The 22,536-nt window shown below is 59.6% G+C and carries 19 protein-coding genes; 3 read left to right on the top strand and 16 right to left on the bottom strand.

Features of this window, described 5'->3' with window-relative positions:
• Positions 1–68: 68 nt before the first annotated feature.
• The 4 genes from ACYZTM_RS21765 to ACYZTM_RS21780 form a co-directional block, all read right to left on the bottom strand.
• Positions 69–1,022, bottom strand: coding sequence for a hypothetical protein (locus ACYZTM_RS21765; RefSeq protein ID WP_131059220.1), 954 nt, complete (start codon positions 1,020–1,022; stop codon positions 69–71).
• 17 nt (positions 1,023–1,039) lie between these two features.
• Complete coding sequence (locus tag ACYZTM_RS21770; RefSeq protein ID WP_461984587.1) at positions 1,040–2,755, bottom strand: proline--tRNA ligase; 1,716 nt, start codon at positions 2,753–2,755, stop codon at positions 1,040–1,042.
• A 142-nt stretch (positions 2,756–2,897) separates the two neighbouring features.
• Complete coding sequence (locus tag ACYZTM_RS21775; protein WP_461984589.1) at positions 2,898–4,457, bottom strand: AmpG family muropeptide MFS transporter; 1,560 nt, start codon at positions 4,455–4,457, stop codon at positions 2,898–2,900.
• A gap of 44 nt (positions 4,458–4,501) precedes the next feature.
• On the bottom strand, positions 4,502–4,882 hold the full coding sequence (locus ACYZTM_RS21780; RefSeq protein WP_371928402.1) for an MGMT family protein: 381 nt from the start codon (positions 4,880–4,882) through the stop codon (positions 4,502–4,504).
• A 136-nt stretch (positions 4,883–5,018) separates the two neighbouring features.
• Here ACYZTM_RS21780 and ACYZTM_RS21785 point away from each other — a divergent pair, with 136 nt between their 5' ends.
• A complete protein-coding gene (locus tag ACYZTM_RS21785) occupies positions 5,019–6,026 on the top strand; it encodes a DUF481 domain-containing protein (RefSeq protein WP_131059224.1) in 1,008 nt (335 codons plus the stop codon).
• Between the two features lie 108 nt (positions 6,027–6,134).
• Here ACYZTM_RS21785 and ACYZTM_RS21790 read toward each other — a convergent pair whose 3' ends face one another.
• Positions 6,135–6,344, bottom strand: a complete 210-nt coding sequence (locus ACYZTM_RS21790) for a cold-shock protein (protein WP_002554837.1) — start codon at positions 6,342–6,344, stop codon at positions 6,135–6,137.
• Between the two features lie 354 nt (positions 6,345–6,698).
• On the opposite strand from ACYZTM_RS21790, the gene dcd reads away from it, so the two are divergent.
• A complete protein-coding gene (gene dcd / locus ACYZTM_RS21795; protein ID WP_007947207.1) occupies positions 6,699–7,265 on the top strand; it encodes a dCTP deaminase in 567 nt (188 codons plus the stop codon).
• 106 nt (positions 7,266–7,371) lie between these two features.
• Complete coding sequence (locus ACYZTM_RS21800) at positions 7,372–7,581, top strand: hypothetical protein (protein WP_461984592.1); 210 nt, start codon at positions 7,372–7,374, stop codon at positions 7,579–7,581.
• Positions 7,582–7,700: 119 nt separating this feature from the next.
• On the opposite strand, the gene pdeM is transcribed toward ACYZTM_RS21800, so the two are convergent.
• From pdeM to ACYZTM_RS21855, 11 genes are all read right to left on the bottom strand, one after another.
• Positions 7,701–8,357, bottom strand: a complete 657-nt coding sequence (pdeM, locus tag ACYZTM_RS21805) for a ligase-associated DNA damage response endonuclease PdeM (RefSeq protein WP_131059226.1) — start codon at positions 8,355–8,357, stop codon at positions 7,701–7,703.
• On the bottom strand, positions 8,357–10,843 hold the full coding sequence (locus ACYZTM_RS21810; RefSeq protein WP_461984594.1) for a ligase-associated DNA damage response DEXH box helicase: 2,487 nt from the start codon (positions 10,841–10,843) through the stop codon (positions 8,357–8,359). Before ACYZTM_RS21810 ends, pdeM begins: the two co-directional genes overlap by 1 nt.
• A gap of 224 nt (positions 10,844–11,067) precedes the next feature.
• A complete protein-coding gene (locus ACYZTM_RS21815; RefSeq protein ID WP_131059228.1) occupies positions 11,068–11,832 on the bottom strand; it encodes an ABC transporter ATP-binding protein in 765 nt (254 codons plus the stop codon).
• A 13-nt stretch (positions 11,833–11,845) separates the two neighbouring features.
• On the bottom strand, positions 11,846–12,964 hold the full coding sequence (locus tag ACYZTM_RS21820; RefSeq protein WP_461984596.1) for a succinylglutamate desuccinylase/aspartoacylase family protein: 1,119 nt from the start codon (positions 12,962–12,964) through the stop codon (positions 11,846–11,848).
• Positions 12,965–12,973: 9 nt separating this feature from the next.
• Positions 12,974–13,684, bottom strand: a complete 711-nt coding sequence (locus ACYZTM_RS21825; RefSeq protein WP_131059230.1) for an ABC transporter permease — start codon at positions 13,682–13,684, stop codon at positions 12,974–12,976.
• Positions 13,681–14,409 (bottom strand): ABC transporter permease, encoded by a 729-nt coding sequence (locus tag ACYZTM_RS21830; RefSeq protein WP_131059231.1) that lies wholly within the window; start codon positions 14,407–14,409, stop codon positions 13,681–13,683. The genes ACYZTM_RS21825 and ACYZTM_RS21830 overlap by 4 nt, the downstream gene beginning before the upstream one ends.
• 56 nt (positions 14,410–14,465) lie before the next feature.
• Positions 14,466–15,248 carry a transporter substrate-binding domain-containing protein gene (locus ACYZTM_RS21835; protein ID WP_131059232.1) on the bottom strand — a complete coding sequence of 261 codons (783 nt, stop codon included), beginning with the start codon at positions 15,246–15,248 and terminating at the stop codon, positions 14,466–14,468.
• A 355-nt stretch (positions 15,249–15,603) separates the two neighbouring features.
• Entirely contained in the window at positions 15,604–17,292 is a 1,689-nt protein-coding gene (locus tag ACYZTM_RS21840; protein ID WP_461984599.1) for an ATP-dependent DNA ligase, read from the bottom strand.
• Positions 17,289–18,323: a ligase-associated DNA damage response exonuclease gene (locus tag ACYZTM_RS21845; RefSeq protein ID WP_461984601.1), complete on the bottom strand. Its 1,035-nt coding sequence runs from the start codon at positions 18,321–18,323 to the stop codon at positions 17,289–17,291. Before ACYZTM_RS21845 ends, ACYZTM_RS21840 begins: the two co-directional genes overlap by 4 nt.
• Before the next feature lie 173 nt (positions 18,324–18,496).
• Entirely contained in the window at positions 18,497–19,879 is a 1,383-nt protein-coding gene (locus ACYZTM_RS21850; RefSeq protein WP_461983473.1) for an IS4 family transposase, read from the bottom strand.
• 126 nt (positions 19,880–20,005) lie between these two features.
• The gene (locus tag ACYZTM_RS21855) at positions 20,006–22,456 is read right to left on the bottom strand and encodes a penicillin acylase family protein (protein WP_461984603.1); all 2,451 of its coding nucleotides are present in this window, start codon (positions 22,454–22,456) and stop codon (positions 20,006–20,008) included.
• Positions 22,457–22,536 lie beyond the last annotated feature (80 nt).

The following is a 22,536-nucleotide window of genomic DNA, read 5'->3' on the forward strand; positions in this document are numbered from 1 at the left end:
GTGTCATGCGCGGTACCGCGTTCAACCCAATACTGTAGGAGCGAGGCTTGTCCGCGAAGCTTTTGCTTTTAGTTCGGCCCCGGATCCGCCACCAGTCGCCCGGCATCCTTGGTCAATGACTTGAGGAATTCGGTCTGCAACTCTGGATCATTGCGGGTCAGTTCGATCAGGCTTTGTTCCAGCTCACTGGCTTCTTCTTCCAGACCCAGTTCCGACAAGCGCTTGACCCGGTGTACCCACTGGCTCACTTCGTCGTCTTCGAGGTCGTCATAAATCAGGGCATGCGCTTCGAGCAGTTTGCCGCGCAAGCCACTGCTGACCGCCAGGGACGAATCGGTGTGCACATCGTCCTGACCGTCTTCGACACTGATCAGCAGTCGGCTCAGATGATTGATGTCATGTTCAGCGAACGGGCTGTCCAGCAGGTTAATGCGTAAAACCCCGTTTTTGTCGGTGCTCAGCTCGAACGTTTCCTTGCCGGCCTTCACCACAACCGGACGCTCGCTCCAGGGCAGGCTCGAGTATTCGGTGCGTTTGTCGAGCTGGATTTCGTCGATGCCGGCCAGGTTCTGCTGCGCACGACCGTTGGACTGAGCGTTCATGAACGGGTTGAGCCCGGCAAAGCCGTAGCTGAGCCAATCCTTGGTGACGCTGTCCGGCAGGTTGCCGAGGGCGAACACGTTGACCACGTTGGCCCCGACACCGCCCACCACCGCCACCGCACCCAGCGGAATCTCGTAGACCTCGCGCCAGGGTTGGTAAGGCGTGTAGCGATCGTAGTGACGCGTGACTTCGAATTCGGTGACTTCGAACGTCTTCTGCTCGTGGATTTTCACCCGCCGTTGCGGCAGCTCAAGCACCTTGGGCTCACCGACATCGATCTGCAGGCTGTGATCGAGCAATTTGCGCTCGACGCGTTCCTCGTGCTCGCTGCGTTGCGACATGTGATTGGCACAGCCGCTGACCAGCAGGGTGCCGCACAGGGCGGCACCACCGAGGCCTAAGGTGTTTCGCTTGAACATGACTTCTCTATCTGGTGTCAGCGGCGGATACGGGCCTGGAGGAAAGACAGCACGTCAGCAACCGGCAGCGCTTGCGCTTCAGGTTCGGTACGGCTCTTGTATTCCAGGTTGCCTTCGGCGAGGCCGCGGTCACTGACCACGATCCGGTGAGGAATGCCGATCAGCTCCATGTCCGCAAACTTGATGCCCGGGCTGGTTTTCTTGTCGCGATCGTCCAGCAATACTTCGAAGCCGGCTTCAGTCAGTTCTGCATACAGCTTGTCGGTGGCTTCGCGAACCTGTTCGGTTTCATAGCGCAGCGGTACGAGAGCGATCTGGAATGGAGCCAGCGTGTCGCTCCAGATGATTCCCTTGTCGTCGTTGCCCTGTTCGATGGCCGCAGCCACCACGCGGGAAACGCCGATGCCATAGCAACCCATTTCCAGGGTAACCGGCTTGCCGTTCTCGCCCAGCACTTCGCACTTCATCGCCTTGCTGTACTTGTTGCCCAGCTGGAAGATGTGTCCGACTTCGATGCCGCGCTTGATTTCCAGGGTGCCCTTGCCATCCGGGCTTGGGTCGCCGGCAACAACGTTGCGCAGGTCGGCAACGGTCGGAACCGGCAGATCGCGCTCCCAGTTCACGCCGAAGTAGTGCTTGTCGTCGATGTTCGCACCGATGCCGAAGTCGCTCATCAGCTCGACGGAACGGTCGATGATGATTGGCAGTGGCAGGTTCAGCGGGCCGAGGGAACCGGCACCGGCGCCAATGGCGTCGCGCAGTTCGCTGTCGGAAGCCATGACCAGCGGGCTGGCAACGCCAGGCTGGTTGGAGGCTTTGATTTCGTTCAGCTCGTGGTCGCCACGGATGATCAGGGCAATCAGCTTGCCTTGTTCTTCCGCGTGAACCACGAGGGTCTTGATGGTCTTTTCGATCGGCAGGTTGAAGCCTTCGACCAGTTGCGCAATGGTCTTGGCGTTCGGTGTGTCGACCAGACGCAATTCTTCAGCCGGTGCGGCGCGAGAGGTTTCACGCGGTACAGCTTCGGCTTTCTCGATGTTTGCGGCGTAGTCGGAACCGTTGCTGAAGACGATATCGTCTTCACCGGATTCGGCCAGTACGTGGAACTCGTGGGAGCCGGCACCGCCGATGGAGCCGTTGTCGGCTTCTACGGGGCGGAATTTCAGGCCCAGACGGGTGAACACGTTGCAATACGCCTGGTGCATGCGGTCGTAGGTGACCTGCAGCGAAGGCTGATCCGCGTGGAAGGAGTAGGCGTCCTTCATGATGAACTCGCGACCGCGCATCAAACCGAAGCGTGGGCGGATTTCGTCACGGAACTTGGTCTGGATCTGGTACAGGTTGATCGGCAGCTGTTTGTAGCTGCTCAACTCGTTGCGCATCAGGTCGGTGATCACTTCTTCGTGAGTCGGACCGGCGCAGAAGTCGCGACCGTGGCGATCCTTGAAGCGCAGCAATTCAGGGCCGTACTCTTCCCAGCGGCCGGATTCCTGCCACAGCTCAGCCGGTTGGGTGCTCGGCATCAACACTTCGAGAGAGCCCGCGGCGTTCATTTCTTCACGAACGACGGCTTCGACCTTGCGCATCACTCGCAAGCCCATCGGCAGCCAGGTGTAGAGGCCCGAGGCGAGTTTGCGGATCATGCCGGCGCGCAGCATCAGCTGATGGCTGATGACGACCGCGTCGGAAGGCGTTTCTTTCTGTGTGGCGAGCAAAAATTGACTGGTGCGCATGGTTGGCCGTTGTCGGTTGCTGATGACGAGAAATGACGGAGCATTGTACGGGCGAGATCCGCTGGCGTACAGGCGTGCGGTCGGCGGTGTGGCAGGAGGGCGGGAATCTCCATACCCTCTGCGATGCTTCCTACGTAAATGCCTACGATTCTTCCGCGACCTGGGTCGGGGCCGGCTCAGACGAGGGGGTCGGACCTGCACGGCGGCTCTCCTGGAACCAGTGCAAGGCGATCAACAGCAGCGTCGGAACGCCCAACAGCGCTGTGATCAGGAAGAAGTTGTGGTAACCGAATTTCTCCACCATGACCCCTGAATAGCCGCCGATCAGGCGTGGCAGCAAGAGCATGATCGAGCTGAGCAGGGCGTACTGGGTGGCCGAGAATTTGAGGTTGGTCAGGCTCGACAGGTAAGCGACGAACGCCGACGTCGCCAGGCCCGAGCTGAAGTTGTCCAGGGAAATGGTCAGGATCAGCATGTTCAGGTTGGCGCCCATGTCGGCGAGCATCAGGAACAGCAGGTTGGTGCCGGCCGACGCAATGCCGCCGATCAGTAGAATCGGCAGGATGCCGAAACGCACGATCAGCAGGCCGCCCATGCCGGCACCGACCAGGGTCATGATCAGGCCGAAGATTTTGCTGACGCTGGCGATCTGATCCTTGGTGAAGCCCTGGTCGATGTAGAACACGTTGGCCATCACGCCCATAACCGTATCGGACATGCGGTAGGTGGCAATCAGCCCGAGCAACAGGAACGCCTGCCAGCGGTAACGCAGAATGAAGTCGTTGATCGGTGTCAGCACCGGCGCCAGACCACGGCGGCCGATGGCCGAAAGGCACATAAACGTGAGCGTGGTGTAGAGGATGGCCCGCAGGAAGGCGCGGTCTTCGAGCAGCAGGTCGAGCGGGCTCACGCCTTCGAACAGCACGCTGGCGAAATCGGTGTTGTAGAGCTGGGTGAACATGGCCGGCACGGACACCAGCAGCACGATCAGCACGAACACCGACATCAGTTGATGCATAAAGCTGTAGCGCCCGGCCTGAAGTTGAGTGCGCAGGGGTACGGGCGGTTCGCGCATGAACAGTGTGGTCAGCAGGGCCGGGACCATCAGGGCGCCAAACAGTATGTAGGTGCCGGCCCAGGCCGAATGCTTGTAGTTGAAACCGGTGGAGCCGAAGCCTTCAGCGAAGAACAGCGCGCCGGCCGTCGCCAGCAGGGCGGCGATCCGATAGCCGGACATATAGCTGGCAGCGAGCGCGGCCTGGCGAGTGTCGTCGGCGATTTCGAGGCGATAGGCGTCAACTGCGATGTCTTGCGTCGCCGAGGCGAAGGCGACGACCACCGCGATAGCGATCAGCCAGGACAAATGCTTTTGCGGATCGCAGAAACCCATCCCGATCAGGCCGAGGATCACCAGCACCTGGGACAGCACCAGCCAGGAGCGTCGTCGACCGAGCTTGCCGAGAAATGGCAGGCGCCATTGGTCGAGCAGCGGGGACCAGACCCATTTAAAGGCATAGGCCAAACCGATCAGGCTTGCATAGCCGATGGTTTCGCGGGCCACACCGGCCTCACGCAGCCAGACGGAAAGCGTCGAAAACACCAGCATGTAGGGCAGGCCGGCGGCGAAACCAAGCAACAACAACACAAGCGTCGAGGGGCTGGCATAGGCGGCGAGCGCGGCGCGCCAGGTTTTACGGGGCATGGGCTGGAGTCTGCCTCAAGAATTACGGAAACAAAGCGCGCACTCTAACCGCTGTGCTCTACCGGGCGCCAGCCATGGCGCTGAATATCAACACGATTGTTCAGGATACTGACGCCTTCGGAGCGCAATCGCGCGCGCTGCTCATCCCCTGAAGGACTGCCCACGGGCAGGCTGATCCGACCGCCGGCGCCTAGCACTCGGTGCCATGGCAATTTAGTGTCGCCGGGCAGTTGGCTCAGTGTCCGGCCCACCCAGCGTGCGGCGCGGCCGAGTCCGGCCAGTTCGGCGAGTTGACCATAACTCACCACTTTGCCCTCGGGCACCTGCGCGAGGGTCAGGTAGAGCGCCGTGCGTCGGATTTGCGCCGCACTTTCGGTTTCAGCGGGTGAGTCGGTCACGTCCGTGGTTCCTGAGGAAGTTCGCATTACCGTCGGTAGAGTAGGTCCTGGATTAGCAATTGAGAAATGAACTCAATAGAAATAGTCGGGTCAGTCCTTGCTAGGGTCTTATTCTCAGGGATAATGCCGACTTTTTTTCGCAAACTTGAGCCTGTATTTGCTTATGGTGTCCAGATCCCTGCTGTGCCTCGCTGTCCTCAGCGCCTCCACGCCGTTGCTCGCTGATACCGTCTGGTTGAAGAACGGTGACAAATTGAGCGGCAAGATCACGCTGTTCGATGGCGGTAAATTGCTGATCCAGACCGAGTACGCCGGTGCGGTCCCGATCGACTGGAAACAGGTCAAGACCCTGGAAAGTGATCAGGAGTTGCTGGTCAAGCAGGATGCCTACACCGGCGAGAAGGCCAAGTCGCTGCATGCGGCAGACGACGGCAAGGTGACGCTGGAAAACAGCGAGGCGCCGAAGACGGTCGAGCTGGCCAGTATCCAGCAGATTCTCAAACCCAAGCCGGTGGTCGAAGACCTGGTGTGGAAAGGGAATATCGACGCGGCGCTGGATTACCAGCGGGCGGAAAAAGATACCGATGACTACGACATCGACTTCAAGACTACTGCGCGCCATGGCAAATGGCGGCATATCGCGGAAGGTGAGTACAACCGCGAATTCCAGGATGACGTGGTCACCACTGACAACTGGCGGGGTGAATACTCGCTCGACCGCTTCCTGACCGAGAAATGGTTCTGGCAGGGTCGTGCGGTCTATAAACGCGACAAGGTTGAAGACCTCTCCCGTCAGCGCACGGTCGGTACCGGTCCGGGTTACCAGTTCTGGGATAACGAGCTTGGCGCATTCTCCCTGGGCTCGCTGGTCAACCGCACGGACTATGAGTTCTCCGACGGCAGCAAGGAAAACTTCTATTCCCTGGCGATGAAGTGGGATTACAACCGCTACCTGATCGGCAAGAAGGTGGAGTTCTTCACGAACGGCGAAGTGGGCAAGCCGCTGTCGGGTGTGGCGGATTACGCGCTCGATGCCGAAATGGGCTTGCGCTACAAGGTGACCGAGTGGGCTTCGCTTAACCTGAAGGCCGAGCGAGACATCATCAGCGGCACCGACGATGCCGATCTGGACAAGACCCGCTACACCGCAGGATTCGGTGTAGCCTGGTAAGACGCAAAAAATCGCAGCCACTGGCTGCGATTTTTTTTCCTGCAAATCACACAGGCACAAAAAAGCCCCGCTTTTGAGGGCGGGGCTTTTTACTAAAGCAAGTACAAGTTAGATAACTTGAACTTCTTCAGCTTGCATGCCTTTCTGACCGCGGGTAGCGATGAAAGAAACCTGTTGGCCTTCTTTCAGGCTTTTGAAGCCGTCGGATTGGATAGCTTTGAAGTGAACGAACAGGTCGTCACCGGATTGTGGAGTGATGAAGCCGAAGCCTTTTTCATCGTTGAACCACTTAACGGTACCAGTTTGGCGATTAGACATGGTGTAACTCCTTGAACAAAGATAACTGCGACGCAGGAAGAACCCTGGCCGAGACTGAGTGCAAAGAGCAGGAAAAATTCTTGTAGATGGTTGGATCGAAATTCAACATATCGTGTAGAGATTCTCAGTGACACAAGCAGCACAGTGGCGCCACCTTAACCCTTTTTCCGGAACGTGCCAATCCTTCCGGCGAAGGTTTCTCTGTTTTCATGACTGACGGTGCATCGGATTACGACGAAGGCCCAGTTATCACGGGGGATCGGCGAGAATTGTGCCCCGGACTTTGAACCCGGAGCGCGCGCCCGGTAAGATGCCGGACAGAATTTTTCCACCTCGCTATTCAGGACACCCGCCATGAGCATCAAATCGGACAAGTGGATTCGCCGCATGGCGCAAGAGCACGGCATGATCGAGCCCTTCGTAGAGCGCCAGGTGCGCGGTGAAGGCGCCGAGCGCGTGATTTCCTACGGTGTCTCGAGCTATGGCTACGACGTACGCTGTGCCGACGAATTCAAAGTGTTCACCAACATCAATTCGGCGACCGTCGATCCGAAAAACTTCGATGAGAAGAGCTTTGTCGACGTCAAAAGCGACGTCTGTATCATCCCGCCAAACTCCTTCGCCCTGGCGCGCACCGTGGAGTTTTTCCGCATTCCGCGCAACGTGCTGACGATCTGCCTGGGTAAAAGCACCTACGCGCGTTGCGGCATTATCGTCAACGTGACGCCGCTTGAGCCCGAGTGGGAAGGCCACGTGACGTTGGAATTCTCCAACACCACCACCTTGCCGGCGAAGATCTACGCCAACGAAGGCGTGGCGCAGATGCTGTTCTTCGAATCCGACGAAGAGTGCGAAGTCTCCTACAAGGACCGTGGCGGCAAGTACCAGGGCCAGCTAGGCGTCACCCTTCCGCGCACCTGATCGATTCATCTGGCAGGTGGCGGGAATTCTTGAGCGGGTAGACACTCTATTGGGTGTACTGCCCGGTTCGCGCACAGCGGACCGGGCCATCGCTCAGGAGTGCTTTATGAAGATCGATCCGCGAATAAGTGCCGAACTGGCAAGGCTTGAGCCCAATCAGGTTGGCGTTTTGGCCTGGTCCTTGTTGGCACATCCAGCCATCAGCATGGCAGGGGGCATCCCCGGCCAGCCTGATCCCGATACCCCCAACGAACAACCTACAGAGCCCGGTGAGCCTACCCTGCCGGATGAGCCGCCTCCCGCGCCGGTTGCCTGATTGTTATTGCCCTGTAGGAGCGAAGCTTGCTCGCGAGGGCGGTGTGTCAGATAAGAATGTGTTGGCTGACACACCGCCTTCGCGAGCAAGCTTCGCTCCTACAGGTTGTGGGGCAGAATTCAGCTGACTGGCCATATTTCGTTGTCACCGATGACAAAAATCCTGCAGCTGGCGTCCCGATCGACCTGATAACCGCCGGTAAACGCGCCAAACGCCGGTAGCAGGCTGATGTCCTCTCCCAGTCTGAAACACGCCAGTCGCAGACTCTGCCGACCCCTGCCATTCAGCCGATAGACCGGATGCACGTGCCCGGCGAGCACATGCCGCTGCGGATGCGCAGCGGGCTCATGTTGCAAGGCGAACGGTCCGAGCAACAACGGCTCAGGCACTACGCGAATGTTTAACGAGGCTGGCGGGTCCCCGGCGCGTTTGTCGTGGTTGCCACGAATCAGCGTCATCGGCAGATCAGGGTGGCGCGCTCGCCACTCAGCCAGTGCGCTTAACGTGCCGGTAGCATGGGAGCCCGGCCCGTGCAGGAAATCCCCGAGGAAAATCAGCTGGCGACAGGGCAGGGCGGCCAATAACCCCTCCAGCACGGCGATATTGCTGGCGGTGGTGCCATGGGGCACCGGCTGACCAAGGCTTCGATACGCTGCCGCTTTGCCAAAATGCACATCGGCGATCAGCAGGGCTTGTTGCGCCGGCCAGTAAATGGCTTTTTCCGGCAGCAGCCACAGTTCTTCGCCGGCCAGTCGCACGGGATAGGACGTACTCATCAGGTTTTCCCGGTTTCGGCGGTTTTCTCAAGGTCGGTTACCATGCGTCGGATACGGTCCGCGAGTTTTTCCGAACTCATGCTTTCCCGCATGCGCTCCACCAACAGTGGAAACCCCAACGGTGTAGGGCGTTTGATGTGATGCAGGTCCAATTTCAGCTGATTGATGCGCGCCAACGTCTGTTCCAGACGATGAATATCCAGTTCTTCCCGTAGGACTTCCTCCCCGGCCTGAGCCAGCAACAGGTTCCCGGCGTCGTACTGTTTGAACACTTCGAAGAACAGCCCGCTGGAAGCTTGAACCTGGCGTGTGCTTTTCGGTGCGCCGGGGTAGCCGGCAAACACCAGGCCGGCAATTCGTGCGATTTCCCGAAAGCGGCGCAGCGCGAGTTCCCCGGCATTCAAACTGGCGAGCACGTCTTTCAACAAATGCTCGGGGCTCAACAGTCCGGGGTTCAACACCTGCGACCAGTCCACGGAAGTGGCGCTGAGCAATTCCAGCCCGTAATCGTTGACCGCGATGGAAAACGTCAGCGCCTGCTGCTGGCTTACCCGCCACGCCAGCAAACTCGCCAGTCCCAGATGCACTTGGCGCCCGGCAAAGGGGTAAAGGAACAGGTGCCAGCCCTCGCGGGATTTCAGCGTTTCGGCCAGCAACGTACTGGAGGTTGGCAGCCCGGACCAGCGTTTTTGCACCTCCAGCAACGGACGCAGCGCCCGCATTTCCGGGCCGATGAACTCGCCTTGTTCCGCCGCACTGAAGCGCACGACCACCGCCTGTGCCAGTTCATTGGAAAGCGGCATCCGCCCGCCATTCCAGCGCGGCACCGCGGCTTTTTTCGCGGCGCTGCGTTTGACGTAAGCGGTCATGTTTTCCACCCGAACCAACTCCAGCAAGCGCCCCGCGAACAGAAAACCGTCGCCCGGTTTGAGTCGCGCAATAAACCCTTCCTCGACACTGCCCAGTTGCTTGCCGCCGCCACCCTTGCTCCAGAATTTCAGCTGAATGCTCGCATCGCTGACAATGGTGCCGATGCTCATGCGATGTCGCCGGGCCAGTCGCGCATCCGGTACGCGCCAGACGTCATGCTCGTCTGGCTCGACTCGGCGATAATCCGGATAGGCTGTCAGGGAAAGCCCTCCGTTGCGTACGAAAGCCAAAGCCCAAGTCCAATCTTCCGCGCTGAGGTCTCGATAAGCCCAGGCGCCACGGACTTCTTCATACAACTCATCGGGCACAAACCCACCGCCCAACGCCATGCTGACCAAGTGCTGAACCAGCACATCCAGCGGTTTTTGCGGCGACTCGCGGGGCTCGATACGACGCTGCGCCACGGCGTCTTGAGCCGCCGCCGCTTCGATTAGCTCCAGACTGTGGGTCGGCACCAGCGTCACCCGTGACACACGCCCCGGCGCATGGCCGGAACGCCCGGCACGCTGCATCAGGCGCGCCACACCTTTGGCCGAACCGATTTGCAGCACCCGTTCCACCGGCAGGAAATCCACCCCAAGGTCCAGGCTTGAGGTGCAGACTACCGCTTTGAGCTGACCTTCCTTCAACGCTCGCTCGACCCAGTCGCGGGTGTCTCGTGACAGTGAGCTGTGATGCAAGGCGATCAGTCCGGCCCAATCGGGGCGTGCCTCCAGCAAGGCCTGATACCAGATCTCGGATTGCGCACGGGTATTGGTGAACACCAGGCTGCTGGGGCTGGAGTCTATTTCGGCGACGACTTGCGGCAACATCTTCAACCCGATGTGCCCGGCCCATGGAAATCGCTCGATGGCCGACGGCAGCAAGGTGTCGACCCGCAGTTCCTTGGACGTCTGGCCTTGAACGCTGATGCCGCCTCCCTGTGGGATCAATACCTGTTCGGCATGGGGTTGATTACCCAGCGTCGCGGAAACGCCCCACACGATCAGATCCGGAATCCACCGGCGCAAACGGGCGAGGGCCAGTTGCAGCTGCACGCCGCGCTTATTGCCGAGCAGTTCGTGCCATTCGTCGACCACCACCATGCGCAAGGTCGACAGGGCTGTTTGCGCATCGGCACGGGCGAGCATCAGGGTGAGACTTTCGGGCGTGGTGATCAGTGTTGTTGGCAGGCGCCGGCTCTGTCGCGCACGTTCGCTGCTGCTGGTGTCGCCGGTGCGCAGGCCTACGCTCCACGGGATCTGCAGGTCGTGCAGCGGCGCTTCCAGGGCGCGAGCGGTGTCGGCGGCCAAGGCGCGCATGGGTGTTATCCACAGCACCGTCAGCGGTTCGGCCAGCGGTTTTCGTTTGCGAGGGGGGTCAACAGGAGCAATCGAGGTGGCGAAGCGATTGAGCGCGGCAAACCAGACCGCATAGGTTTTACCGGCACCCGTGCTGGCGTGCAGCAACCCGGACTCACCGCGTTTAACGGCCGTCCACACCTGCTTCTGAAAGGCGAATGGCTTCCAGTCGCGGGCGCTGAACCATTGTTTTGCGTAGTTGGGGGAGGTTCCCATGCCGGCGGTGTGCGCTCTGAAAGTCTTCTTTCAGTGACCGCGGCGCGAGTGAACAAGTTTAATCGCAGTACTCCCGATCGACACCGCAACCCTTGTAGGAGCGAAGCTTGCTCCGGGCGGCGTTCCGACGAAAGCGGTGTGTCAGGAAACGATGATGTCGGCTGATACGACGCCTTCGTCGGAACGCCGCCCGGAGCAAGCTTCGCTCCAACAGGGTTTGATGATTACTTGAGGTTACCGCTCAGGAACTGCTTCAAGCGCTCGCTCTTCGGATTGCCCAGCACGTCTTCCGGCGCGCCTTCTTCCTCGACCAGGCCCTGATGCAGAAACAACACCTGGCTCGACACCTTGCGGGCGAAGCTCATTTCGTGAGTCACCATGATCATGGTCCGGCCTTCTTCAGCCAGGCCCTGGATCACTCGGAGCACTTCACCCACCAGCTCCGGGTCGAGTGCCGAGGTCGGTTCGTCGAACAGCATGACTTCCGGTTCCATGGCCAAGGCGCGCGCAATCGCCACGCGTTGCTGCTGACCACCGGAAAGAAACGCGGGGTATTGATCCGCCACGCGCGCCGCCAGCCCGACCTTGTCGAGATAACGCCGCGCGCGGTCTTCGGCTTCCTCTTTGCTGCAACCCAGCACCCGGCGCGGCGCCATGGTGATGTTTTCCAGCACCGTCATGTGGCTCCACAAGTTGAAATGCTGGAACACCATGGCCAGGCGCGTGCGGATTTTTTGCAGTTCATCGGGGTTGGCCACGTGCATGCCGTGGCGATCCTTGACCATGCGGATGTTCTGGCCATCCAGGGTCATGGCGCCGTCGTTGGGTTGTTCAAGAAAGTTGATGCAGCGCAGAAAGGTACTTTTGCCCGAACCGCTGGCGCCGATCAGGCTGATGACATCGCCGGTGTTGGCCTTGAGTGAAACGCCTTTGAGCACATGATGATCGCCATAGCTTTTATGCAGGCCTTCAATGGTCAGTTTGTACATGGGGCATGCATCCTCAAGGCGAAAGTAGGTAGCCGCTGCGGTAGGCCTCGGTGCCCGCGACATGCGCGATCACCATGCCGGCAGTGGCCATGCGCCGCAGCGAGCGGGCGTACATCAACCCGGCGGCGGTGCAATGAATAGGGATGACGCGATCAGCGATCGGGTCGATGATTTCGGCGATCAGTTGCCCGGCTTCGAGGTATTCCCCCGGCAGCGCGGTGAACACCAGCAGACCGCCCACCGGTGTCGACACCGGCTCGACGCCGGCCAACGGTGTGGCGGGGTAGGGCAGCTCGGGCAGTGGCGCCGGTTCGCCGACAATGGCGCCGAAGTGAATCAGGTAATCGATCAGCGCCTGGCAATCGAGGCTGGCCAACGGGTGATTGACGTCGCCCTGGCCGCGCAATTCGACGGTGACCGAGAGGCTGCCGAGCGGAATGTTGAACTGTTCGCCGAAGCGTTCTTTCAACTGCCACCAGAGCAGGGTGAAGCATTCATCGAACGACTGACCGCCCGAGTCGGTCGCCAGCAGGCTCGCTTCGGCGCCGATGTACCGCGCCAAAGGCTCGACCTGCGGCCAGGCTTCGGGTGTGGTGTAAAGGTGGGCGACCGCTTCGAAATCGCAGTGCAGGTCCAGCACCATGTCCGCATCGCAGGCCAGTCGTTGCAGGGTCAGGCGCTGGGATTGCAGTTGAGTGCTGGCGGTTTGCCGGGCCAGCGCATTGCGCAGAGTGGCGCGAATGGTCTCGAGGTTGCGCTGCGGGTCATCGCCCAGATGGCCTTCGATCTCGTTGCCCACCGCTTCGCTCAAATCGACGAACCAGCGATTGAAGTTCTGCCCGCTTTCCAGCTCGTAGCGACCCAGCGGAACATCCATCAGCACCTGTTCCAGGCCAACGGGATTTGCCACCGGCACCAGCACGATTTCGCTGCGCAGGCGGCCGGCGGCTTCAAGTTCCGCCAGACGCTGCTTGAGGTGCCAGGCCACCAGCATGCCGGGCATTTCATCGGCGTGCAGGGACGACTGGATGTAGATTTTGCCTTTGGCCGCCGATGGGCCGAAATGGAAGCTGTGAATCTGTCGTGCAGTCCCCGGCAGCGGGGCCAACAGGTCGTGTGTTTGGTGGCGCATTTGCAAGTCCTAGTGGGTCGGCCCGAGGAAGGCCAGCCATCGGCGTTCAGCGAGGCGGAACAGGCCGACCAGCGCAAAGGTAATGGTCAGGTAAATCAGCGCGGCAATACCGAACGACTGGAAGGTCAGGAAGGTCGCCGAGTTGGCGTCCCGCGCGACTTTCAGGATGTCCGGGATGGTCGCGGTGAACGCCACGGTGGTCGAGTGCAGCATCAAAATCACTTCGTTGCTGTAATAAGGCAACGAGCGACGCAGGGCTGACGGCATGATCACGTAGGCATACAGCTTCCAGCCTGTCAGGCCGTAGGCCTTGGCCGCTTCGACTTCACCGTGAGCCATGCTGCGGATCGCCCCGGCAAAAATCTCCGTGGTGTAGGCGCAGGTGTTCAGGGCGAACGCCAGGATCGTGCAGTTCATCGCATCGCGGAAGAACGCATCCAGCACCGGTTGCGCACGCACGGCGGCCAGGCTGTAGATACCGGTGTAGCAAATCAGCAGCTGGATATACAGCGGCGTGCCGCGAAACAGGTAAGTGTAGAACTGCACCGGCCAGCGGACGTAGAAGTGCGGCGACACCCGGGCGATGGACAGCGGGATCGACACCAGGAAACCGATGACGATCGAGGCGGTCAGCAGCCACATGGTCATGGCCAGGCCGGTAATGTTGTAGCCGTCGGTGTAAAGGAAGGGTTTCCAGTACTCCTGCAAGAGTTCGATCATCGTACGGCCTCCCGGGAGCCGGCGGCGTAGCGGCGTTCGAGCCAGCGCAGGACGAAGTTGGAGGCGCTGGTGATGAGCAGGTAAATCAGCGCGGCAAGCACCAGGAAGTAAAACAGCTGATAGGTGCTTTTACCGGCGTCCTGGGCTGCCTTGACCAGGTCGGCCAGGCCGATGATCGAGACAAGTGCGGTCGCCTTGAGCATCACCATCCAGTTGTTCCCGATCCCCGGCAGGGCGAAACGCATCATTTGCGGGAACACCACGATTCGAAAACGCTGGCCGCGTTTAAGGCCATAAGCGGTAGCGGCTTCGACCTGACCCCGAGGCACCGAGAGAATCGCGCCACGGAAGGTTTCGGTGAAATACGCACCATAAATGAAGCCCAGGGTGATGACCCCGGCACTGAACGGGTTGATCTCGATGTATTCCCATTCCATGAAATCGGTAAACGACGTCAACCAGGTTTGCAGGCTGTAGAAAATCAGCAGCATCAGCACCAGGTCGGGTACGCCGCGGATCAGCGTGGTGTAGATCTGGGCCGGAACCCGCACCAATTTGACTTTTGACAGTTTGGCTGTGGCGCCAAGCAGGCCGAGCAATACGGCCACCAGCAGCGACAATGCCGATAATTTGATGGTCATCCAGGTGCCTTCCATCAGCAACGGACCGAAGCCCTTGAGGCTGAAGGCTGAGAGCCCCAGATTTTGTAAGAGGTTTTCGAACATAAATCAGCAACCTGATCGGATAAAAAAAACGCCCATCGTGAGATGGGCGCCGCGCATTATTTGCCGCTGTACAGATTCAGATCACCAAAGTGTTTCTTTTGAATGGTGGCGTAGGTGCCATCGTCGTGTAACGCTTTGATACCTTTATCCAAAAGTGCATTGAGGTCTTTGTTACCTTTAGAGATACCGATCGCTGTTTTGGCCGGCAGCAATTCGCTGTCAACCGGCTTGCTGACTTCGTAGCCCTCGCCCTTTGGCGACTTCAAAAAACCCAGTTCAGCTTGCAGCATGTCCTGGATCGCCGCGTCGAGACGGCCGGACATCAGGTCGGAATACACCTGATCCTGGTTCTGATAGGCCTGGGTTTTCACGCCTGCCTTGTCCAGAACAGCTTTGGCGTACGCTTCCTGGATGGTGCCTTGCTCGTAGCCGACGGTTTTGCCCTTTAGCGAAGCGACGTCTTCGGTCAAGCCAGATCCTTTCTTGAACACGTAGGCGGTTGGGCCGGAGAACAGCTCGCTGGAGAAGTCGATGACTTTTTCGCGAGCCGGGGTGACGGTCATCGAAGAGATCACACCGTCGAATTTATTGGCCTTCAGGCCCGGAATCATGCCGTCGAAATCGCTTTCGACCCATTTGCACTTGACCTTCAGCTCGGCGCAGATCGCGTTACCCAGATCGATGTCGAAGCCCACCAGGCTACCGTCAGCCGCTTTCGATTCAAACGGAGCGTAGGAAGGGTCAACGCCAAAACGCAGTTCTTTGTATTCTTTTGCCATGGCGGAACCAGCAGCCATGCACAACGCCAGTGCAGAAAGGGTCAGCAATGCTTTTTTCATTATTCAATCCCTAAGAACCAATATGAGCGCTTGTGGCGCAGAATTATTGTTACTGGAAAGCGTAAGACCTAATGAAAGTAGCAATTTCCGAACCAGTGTCCCGAACAAGCGTTTTAAAAGGTGAATCAAGAAATGGCAATCGGGGATTTGTGCACGAAAACGGGCGTCGGAAAATTGCTGCACCATCATGGTTCAGGATGGCACAAATACCTAAGGGGATTTATCCCCGTTCGGCTGCGAAGCAGTCGTCAATTCGGCAAAACCGTTCAGTCTGAAATGACGCGGGGGCCGCTTCGCAGCCCAACGGGGATAAATCCCCTCGCCACAAAAGCCCCCTCCCACAAAGAGATTGGGGTTAGCCCAGCAAATCTTGCAGCGTTGCGAGGTTGTCAGCCTCTTCCACCGACTTGTCCTGTCGCCACCTCAACATCCTCGGAAACCGCACGGCAATCCCGCTCTTGTGGCGTTTCGACAGGGCGATGCCCTCAAAACCCAGCTCAAACACCAGGCTCGGTTTCACACTGCTCACCGGCCCGAATTTCTCCACCGTGGTTTTGCGCACAATACTGTCGACCTGGCGCATTTCTTCGTCGGTCAGCCCTGAATAGGCTTTGGCGAATGGCACCAGCGTTCGCTCGCTGGCGTCGGGCGGGCCGTCCCAGACCGCGAAGGTGTAATCACTGTAGAGATTCGCCCGGCGACCATGGCCGCGCTGCGCATAAATCAGCACCGCATCGACGCTGAAGGGGTCGACTTTCCATTTCCACCAGACGCCTATATCCTTGGTCCGACCGACGCCATACAGCGCATCCCGGGCCTTGAGCATCATGCCTTCGACGCCGAGGCTGCGAGAAGCTTCGCGTTGTCTGGCGAGGTCGAACCAGTCTTCGCCGGTGAGCACTGGTGAGGCGAGTAACACCGGGTTGTTGCAGGTCGTGACGAGCTGATCCAGTTGAGCGCGGCGCTTGGCCTGAAGCTGATTGCGCCAGTCCTCACCTTGCCATTCCAGCAAGTCGTAGGCGAGCACCACCACCGGCACTTCTTCGAGAATTTTCTTGTCCAGGGTTTTACGGCCGATCCGCTGCTGCAACAGCGCGAACGGCAGGACTGCGGGAGAGGCCGGCGATTGCGGGTTAAAGGCATCGTCGGTGTTTGGTCGTGTGGATTTCCAGGCGACGATTTCACCATCGATCACCGTCCCGTCAGGCAAGCCGTGCAACAGGCTGTCGAGTTCGGGAAAGCGCTCGGTTACCAGCTCTTCGCCGCGCGACCAGATCCACAACCGCCCGTCACGCTTGACCACCTGGGCGCGAATCCCATCCCACTTCCATTCCACTTGCCACTGGCTCGCCGGGCCGAGCACGTTTTCGAATTGCTCGACCGGTTGCGCCAAGGCATGGGCCAGGAAAAACGGGTAGGGCTGGCCACCGCGTTGGGCATGTTCGTCGGACGATTCGGCCGCGATCAATTTCAGATAACTGGCAGCGCTCGGACGATTGGACAGGTCGGTGTAACCGACCAACCGCTGGGCTACGCGTTTGCTGTCGATCCCGGCCATGGCCGCCAGGGCGCGCGTCACCAGGAGCTTGGAGACGCCGACGCGGAAACTGCCGGTAATGAGTTTGATGCAGAGCATCAGGCTATGGCGATCCAATTGCGCCCAGAGCGCGGGCAATCGCTCAGCGAGGACTTCCGGGGATTCACCGCGCAATGGCAGCAGTTTGTCTTCAATCCATACCGCTAGCCCGTCGGTGGAGCTGTGCAGGGCCTCGGGCAGGACCAGCGAAATGGTTTCCGCCATATCGCCGACCGCTTGGTAACTTTCTTCGAACAGCCAAGGCTGCAGGCCGGAAAACGTGACCGCCAGTTCGCGCAACACGCGTACCGGCACCAACTGACGAGGTCGCCCACCGGACAAAAAGTACACCGCCCACGCGGCGTCTTCGGGAGCAGCCTTGGCAAAGTAGGACTGCATGGCGGCCAGTTTGGCGTTGCTTGACGTGGTGGCGTCGAGTTCGGCGTACAGCTCGGCGAAGGCCTTCATGGCGTCACCTCGGCGCTGTCGGTTTCGACGGCGGCGTTGTCTTCCTCATCGTCGCCGTATTCTGTGCTGAAACCCATGGCATCAAGGCCCTGTTCGCGCAGATGACGCACCAACACCCCGACCGAGCCGTGGGTGACCATCACCCGCTGAGCGCCGGTCTGTTCGATGGCCCAGAGCAGGCCCGGCCAGTCGGCGTGGTCGGACAGGACAAAGCCACGGTCCACACCGCGTCTGCGCCGCGTACCGCGCAAACGCATCCAGCCGCTGGCGAAGCCGTCGCTGTAATCGCCAAAGCGGCGCATCCAGGTGCTGGCGCCGGCCGATGGCGGCGCGATGACCAGCGCCTTGCGCATCATCGGGTCGCTCTTTTGCACGTCGCCGGCATAGATCGTCGGCGGAATGTAAACGCCGCTCTCGCGATACACCCGGTTCAACGGTTCCACCGCGCCATGCACCAAAATGGGGCCGAGGCTGGCGTTGATACCGTGGAGAATTCGCTGGGCCTTGCCGAAGGAATAGCAAAAAAGCACGCTGGTTTTGTCGGCGGCGGCATTGGCCTGCCACCACTGATTGATCTCGGCAAAGATCTGCGCCTGGGGTTGCCAGCGGTAAATCGGCAGGCCAAAAGTCGACTCAGTGATAAAGGTATGGCACCGCACCGGTTCGAATGGCGCGCAGGTGCCGTCGGGTTCGATCTTGTAATCCCCCGAGGCAACCCAGACTTCGCCGTCGTATTCCAGGCGCACCTGGGCGGAGCCCAAGACATGGCCTGCGGGGTGAAAACTCAGGGTGACGCCGTGGTGCTGCAAGCGCTCGCCATAGGGCAGGGTTTGCAGGTTGATGTCCTGTCCCAATCGCGCACGCAAAATCCCTTCGCCTGGGGCCGCCGCCAGATAATACTGGTTGCCGGTGCGGGCATGGTCGCCGTGAGCGTGAGTGATGACTGAACGCTCGACCGGCCGCCACGGGTCGATATAGAAATCGCCGACGGGGCAGTACAAACCTTCAGGGCGCGCGATAACAAGATCCATGTTGTTACCAAAATGGGGGGGACTTGTTAGCTATGAGGTTTGCGCGAAGGCAGAAGTTCTATTGATTTTTTGAAGCTTGACGATTGTTCCCACGCTCCGCGTGGTAACGCCTCAAGGGACGCTCCGCGTCCAGTGACGCGGAGCGTCACGGGCTGCATTCCCACGCAGAGCGCTCATCGTTCTACACAACTCTCGATGAGCGCACGCTGGGCTTCTAATGCGATAACAAACTCACGTATTCGTTGCATCCCTATCCACATGGCTTTAGGACCGGGAGGTCCGTCATTTTTGCGCCCTAAGTAACCTCCCAGGCTTGTGACCAGTAAAACCATCTCGCCCAAAGAAGGAGGTGCAGAGGGCGGTTGACACCGTTTGACCACGATATAGGCCGCTTTCCACTCCGAAGCCTCAAACACCATCTCGCAGCTTAAATCCGGACAAGCACGTCCCAGCATCAGGCCGTAAAGCACGCGCCATGTCGTGATCAAGTACAAACCAATGCAGGGTAACAACCGTTCCTCGGTTTCCAGCTGCAATCGACTGACCTGACAGCCATTCTTCAGCACATTGAAAAACACTTCGATAGACCAGCGTACCCCGTACCATTCAACCACGGTGCTCGCCTGTTCCAGGCGGGTGACCGGTAGACTGGTCAACAGCATCCACTCCAGAGGCTCAACGCCGTCTATGGCGTTTTCTTCACGGGCCAAAACAGCATTGATCGAGACACTGGGCAATTTATAACCCGACCTGTCGGGGGCGCGCAGGGTCACGGTTGCTGCGCGCAATGTGACATCAGCCAGCCGGGCGGGGCGTTGGACGCGCGCTTTGACTTCAACCTTGAGTGTTCCCAAAGAGGGTGCCTGATCCAGTACCGACCACAACTTCCCGTTGTCAGGCCCTGACAAGCGCCTGTCTTGAGCCGCCCGCACGATCCATTGGGCCTGCGTGTCTGGAGCGAATTGCTGATAATCAATAAACCATTCGTACAGATCACCCTCAGCATCGGCGAGGTTGACCACCAAGGTCTGCGGTAGCTGCCCCTGAATCGCGCAACTGGTTTGATAACTGTCAATCCAGCGCTGACTCTCTTTCTCATCAATCCCTTTATCTCGGCGCTCATGGCGGGGGCTTGGTTTATCGCGGCTCCACCACTGAGCATCGACGACGCCCAGACAAATACGTTCGGGGGTAAAGGCAATAGTTGGGTGCAGACGTCGAGAAAACTTCTTCTGCGCCTTGATCGTGCCCATCCCTTTGGGACCGAGATTGACCCATTTGTCCATCTCGGTCGTGTCTTGCGCCAACAGCACCACGGGACTGTTTTGCATCCGTTGCAGGGTCGCGTCCTGATGGGGCCGCAACACCTTCTGGAACGTGACTTTCTCATTATCAAGAAATCGATAAGCCGCCGTCGTTTCTGCCAGCCCTCGACAAGCAGTTGGGATGCTGTTGCCGGGATGATCGGCTAGGCGTCCTAAAAAGCTGGCGAGCCTGGCATTTAAACGGCCATCACCCAAGTCGGCGGTTTTCATTTCGTCCTGTGCCCAATTCAATCATCGCTCTCCATTTCTCCGAGTTTCAAAAATACTTGAAAACAGAGTTATGTAGAACGATGAGCGCAGAGCGTGGGAACGATCAGTACGGGTGAAATATTTCCCCGTGTGGGAGCGGCGGTGACCTTATTTACCGGGTGTGAGGGTCAACCGCGTTTTGCCGTACACCTTGTCAAAGTTCTGCGGTTGCATCGGCAAACTCATGTATTGCCCCTTCAGCCATGGATCAATGCTGTCGAGATAATTCGGGCTCGCCGGGTTGCCGGACTGTCCAGTGCTGTTCTGCCCCATCAACGGTTCCGCCTGGCTGAAATCAACGATAAAGCGCATGGCCGGCGCCAGCGTGGTGTTGAAGTCCTGGCCCCAGGTGAACGCCGCGGTGTTCAGCGTGGTGTGATCGCCCCCCGCCGCCAATGGACCGCGCACGGTCTGGCCGCTGGCATTCTTCCATTCATAGCGGTGCAGTTTGCCCCACTGCCAGGCCTTGTGATCACCACCCAATTGGCTGTCACCGGCGCTGATCGCCGCTGCCAGGCTGCGGGCGAGGATCGCAGGCTTGTCTTCTTTCTGCGGCGTGCGCGCGTCATCCCAGAACGGACTGTCTTCACGGCCCAGCAGGTGGTCGGCCTGAGCCGCGTAGGACAACTTGCCGTTGGCGATAAAGGCTTTCCACGCCGGGCTGCTTTCCGGGCCCAGTTCATCGAGGAAAATCTGTTGGGTGCTTTCCTGCAAGAACAGCTCGTAGATCGCCGCATCCGCAGAGGTCGGGCCGAGTTTGCCGTCGAACGCCATCAAGCGGGTGTAGGCCTCGCGAGCCTTGCCGCGATCGGCAACCGGCAGCGCTTCGATGGCCTGTTTGAGCGGCTGGGACATGCCCGGTGCTTCAAACATTTTCTTCAGCTTGGCGGCGAACGTCGTGGTCTGGTCGTATTGCATCGCGATCACGCTGCGCGTGTCGTGTTTGCCCACACCCGCCAGTTCGGCCAGGCGTTCGCCACGCTCCGGCGCTGACCAGGAGTTGGACAGTTGCATGCCGTAGCCATGGGGAATGACTCGCTGGTTGGCTGTGCCAAGCCAGCCTTGGGCCGGGTCCTGGTCATAGGGATGGAGCATCGGGTCGGCGTAACCGTCCCAATCGTAACGACCTTCCCAGCCCGGCGACGGCATCAGGCCTTCACCTTCGCGACGGTTTGGGTAGCGACCGGTGACTTGCCAGCCGATGTTGCTGGCGTCGGCAAATACCAGGTTCAGCGCAATGGCGCGGATTTCACGGCTGGCGTCCGAGGCTTTCTCGACATTCTGGGCCCGGGACAAGTCGAAAAACGCGTCCAGGGTTTTGTCGTCCGTGAAGTTCGGCGTCTGCAAGGCCAGGCCGAAACCATTGGCCAGTGTCGTGCCTTGGGCGCTGTTGAGCAGCGGGCCGTGGCGGGTTTCGTACACCACTTCGCGAATCGGCCGCTGGCCTTTGACGAAGTAGGTCTCGTTGCGCACGATCACCGGCTGCCATTTGCCGCTGACTTCATACGTGAGGCCGTTGCCCTGGCGTTTGATTTTTTCCAGGAACAAGTCTTGGTTGTCGCCCATGACCGAGGTCATGCTCCACGCCACCTTGCCGTTGAAACCGCCGAGCACCATGGGCAAACCGGCGATCGTCACGCCTGAGGCCTGGTATTTCGGCGCGCGAATCTGCACGTAGCTGAACAACGACGGCACGCCCAACGGGCCATGGCTGTCGCTGGCCAGCAGGCTTTTGCCACTGCGGCTGCGTTGCGGGCCGATGGCCCAGTTGTTCGACGAGGTGGCGCCCAACAGATTCAGGTCGGACAGTTGCCCGGTGGCTTTGCTGATGTCGGCCAGGCCCGGGATTGCTCCATTGAGCTTGATGCCCTGAAGTTTTTCGGCTTCGCCCAGCGGCAGTTTTTCGTCGGGAGCGGACGGCGTCAGCCACCCGAGTTTGTCGGTGGTGACGGTCTGGGCCAGCATCAGCGCGGCGATTTCTTCCGGCAGGTTGGCGGACTGGCTGAAGTTCAGCAGGCAGAAAATCAGCGCCGAATCTTCCGGCTTCCAGTATTCAGGCTTGTAACCGGTGGCCACGAGGTCGGCCGGCAGCTTGTCGCGGAAGCGGAACAGGTAGGCGTTGACGCCGCGCGCATAGACTTCGAAGAAGCGTTTGAGGCGCGGCGAAGACGCTTTGTACAGCTCGCCGGCGCTTTTCTTCAGGTTGACGGCGCGCATGTAGCGGTCAGCGTCCAGCAGGTCCGAACCGGACATCTCCGACAACCGGCCCTGGGCAAGCAGGCGCAGAGTGACCATTTGCGTGATGCGGTCGCTGGCGTGGACGTAACCGAGGGCGAACAGGGCGTCGTGGAAGCTGTTGCTTTCGATCAGCGGCATGCCCATGGCATTGCGGCGCACCGAAACGTTCTGCGCCAGGCCCTTGAGCGGCTGTACGCCGGTGGTCGGCGGGAGGGTGTCCTGGGTGTTCCAGGTCTGACAACCGGTCAGGCTCAAAACACCGGCCACTGCTGCGGCAACGCCGAACCGGGGAAGAAAATGTGTATGGGCTGGCGAGGCCATGGCAAAGCTCCTGCGGGGGTAGAGGCGCAATAAAGGCGCTACGTTAGAGAGCAGGAGGAGGGCGCGCAAGCGGGGTATCA

The sequence above is a fragment of the Pseudomonas sp. MDT2-39-1 genome (assembly GCF_054898085.1).